The sequence below is a fragment of the Synergistaceae bacterium genome (assembly GCA_012728235.1).
GTDB lineage: Bacteria > Synergistota > Synergistia > Synergistales > Synergistaceae > JAAYFL01.
Map to the genome: position 1 here is coordinate 1 of JAAYFL010000129.1, position 2632 is coordinate 2632.

The 2632-nt window shown below is 45.7% G+C and carries 2 protein-coding genes; both read right to left on the reverse strand.

From position 1 onward, the window contains the following. On the reverse strand, nucleotides 1–236 hold a 236-nt coding region (locus GXZ13_07195), incomplete at its 3' end, for a hypothetical protein (GenBank protein ID NLX75592.1). Between the two features lie 427 nt (nucleotides 237–663). Continuing rightward, nucleotides 664–2632, reverse strand: a 1969-nt coding sequence (locus GXZ13_07200) for a DUF4394 domain-containing protein (GenBank protein NLX75593.1), incomplete at its 5' end; no start/stop codon positions are given.

Below are 2632 nucleotides of genomic sequence, written 5' to 3' on the forward strand. Positions count from 1 at the left end.
GCCATCATCCAGGTTTGGTCGCGATAATAGCCGGAGCGCCAGTCGCCTTTTTTGAAGTGGTGAGCGATGGCGAGCTGGCTCATTTCTTTACCGTCTCCAAAGATGCCAAATTTTGCTTTACCGGTGAGCACTTCACGCCGACCGATTATGGAAGCCTGACGAGATCGAAAAGCCAGGCGGTAATTGTTTATTAGTTGTTCGTTCGAAAGAGGAAGTTCGGGGATGTTTTCTGACATTATTTCTCCTTTTTTAGCATATTTCCTTAACAAAATTATATTTATTATCGAAATTTGTTCAAAGAAATGTAGAGGGAGGTAAAGTCGGGAAGAATACAACGGAATATCCATATCTCCTAAATATAAAAATCTTTTTGGTTTATACCTGAACTTGGTCATAGAAAACGAAATTTAGGTATCTCTATGCTAAATGATATAGCAATCCAAAGATCTTAAACGAGTGGATAGCCAATTATATAAGAAATGAAAACCCTGTTTGCTATACAATCTGTGGATAATGAACCAGAGGGATTGATCAAAGCTTTATTATCTTCATCGTTGTAAACTACAGGTTTGGAATAAACCAATTTGATGGCACTTCCATCTTGAATTAATTAAAAAAGGAAGTCCCCTTCATGGGGACTTCCAGTCTAAGTAGTAATTGAGATTACTTGGAAGGATGCGGGTAGCGAGTTACAGTAAATGGAGTAAAGATTCTGTAGAAGTCCCAAATCCGCAATTGAACAGGGATTGTAATCCTGGGATCGGGTGCATTGGTAACCTGAAGTTCTCCAAAGTAATCGCCAGTGGTCAATCCGGTTGAGTCGAAGGTCAGTGTAACTTCAACCTGACCGCCGTCGGGCATGACAACGTCGGCCATGATGTCGATTTCTAACCAAGGAATATCGCCACCGGTACCGCCACCGCCACCGCCTTCAGCGATGAGTTCGACATCATCGAGGAAGAAGTTGCCGGATCCAACTGTAGTTGAGGCAAACTTGACTTGGTGGGTGTTACCATCGGCAAAAGCGGAAACATCCACTTCAATCTGGCGATAACTGGCTGTGCCACAAGCTGGGTCAGTTCCATCTGTACGCCATAGTTCTGTACCATCAATTTGGAGAGCTAAATAGTTGCTGGCGCCAGAGTCACCGCAAACAGCTTGTTCTACCCAGAATTTCATAGTTGCAGTGCCATTCGGGAATGCAACATCTTGAGAGACGGAACCGTTTTCAGTATCTCCGGGATTAACTCCACCAAACCAACTCCAAACCTGACCTGTGTGAGGTCCTGAACCGGTACCTGTACCACAATCGTCTACAGTACAAAGTGTAGTTCCATAATTAGATGAATACTCATCCCAATAAGGATTTGGAGTGTATGCTTCGAAACCGGGATCCTGAATCAGATTGTCAGCAAATGGATTGAATCGCATAAAGGGAGTTGGGCCACCCATATCGTTTTCGGTAATTTCAAAGACAGTTTCTTTGGCACCGGTATTGATGAAGGTAAGGGTCTGTTCGGTGATCCGATCGGGGAATTGGTCCTGGAAAACACTATCAGGATCGACAATCAAACAAGGAGCGTCGAGGCGGAGGTTGATATCATCGAGAACGACATCTTCATCCCAGCCAACAACTACACCGTTGACCATTTGTGTTATATAGCCAGCCTTAAGGATTTCCACATCATAGGTGCCATGTTTAAGGGCATAGCTGAAGTATCCATCTTCGTCGGTTTCAGTGCTTCCGACAAGCTTACCATTTTGATAGAAGTTGACGCCAGCTTTGTCAGCGGGGGCAGGTGCAATATCGCATTGCTCAAGAGCATAGATATTGGCTTTGATGTTACCCCAGTTGAGGGGGCGAACCACGTGCATAGTAACCGGGATAGCGGGCAATTCGTAGGGGGTATCGTTAGTGAAACGAAGTTCTGCGAAGTAGTCACCAGGTTGTTCGATGTCATTGACGTTGAATTCAATTTCAATCTCGAAGGTTCCCAAACCGTCAACGAGTCCTTCTTCAGGTGTTTCGGTTAACCAAGGAACGGCACCACCGGTTCCACCACCGCCACCACCGCCAGCATAAGCTGCGATGGATAAACAGTCGGTTTCATTGTCGCCGGAGAAGGTGCCAACCAGAACAGAGGCACCGGTAGTCATGTCGATTGCACGGAGCTGTCCATCACCGCCACCGCCATAAGCAGCCCAGTAAAGAACTTTGTTGACTTCGTCGTAATCCATACCTTGAGCATAGTTAGCATTAAAGCCGAGAGCACCAATATCTACGCTTTCGCCTGTATTGGGGTTGATGCTAAAGAGGTGATCAGACTGGAGATCGACAGTGTAGAGTAAGCCATTGTCCGGTACATAAGCAAGATCAATACCGAGAGTAGCGGTTGTGGTAGCAATTACATTAAGGTTACCTTCAGTGTCTAGTGTGAAAATCTGGGTACCGGAAATGCCATAGAAGAATCCGTTTGCGCCAGCAAGCCCCGAAACAGTATCACCAGGGGGAGTAATCGTCTTGATTGGGGTGATGGCACCGGTTGCCGTATCGATTGTGACGAATGCATTTGTGTCGCTGACAGCGTATATCTTGCTATAGTCGTCTTTCAGGAAATCGCCGGCATAATAA